This is a genomic window from Pedococcus sp. P1_H8 (genome assembly GCF_056405175.1).
In genome coordinates this window covers 1-354 of the sequence record NZ_JBFUCP010000500.1, presented here as the reverse complement: position 1 = coordinate 354, position 354 = coordinate 1, and the positions used below count along the sequence as shown (strand labels likewise).

Sequence of the window (354 nt, the reverse complement as noted above, 5' to 3'; positions counted from 1 at the left end):
ACCTTGGCCAGGTCGCCGGTGCGGAACCAGCCGTTGTCCGTCACCTCGCTGGTGGCCTCGGGGCGGTTGTAGTACCCCTTCATGACGTTGTGCCCGCGCAGGGCCAGCTCGCCGACCTCGTCGGTGCCGGTGACGGTGTTCCAGTCCCGGTCCACGAGGTGGGCCTCGATGCCCCAGACCGGGACGCCGATCGATCCCGGCCGCGGGTCGCGCTCCGGGTCGCTGAACAGTGCCAGCGGCGAGGTCTCCGACAGGCCGTAGCCCTCCAGGATCTGCACGCCGAAGCGCTCCTTGAACCGCGTGAGGATCTCCACCGGCAGCGCGGCGCCACCGGAGATGGCGCGTCGCATGTTC

General features: G+C 70.3%; 1 protein-coding gene. It reads right to left on the bottom strand.

The window, feature by feature from the left end; translation table 11 throughout:
• Positions 1–354: AMP-binding protein (locus AC1DYG_RS21040; protein ID WP_477641756.1), on the bottom strand; the 354-nt coding region annotated here is incomplete at both ends.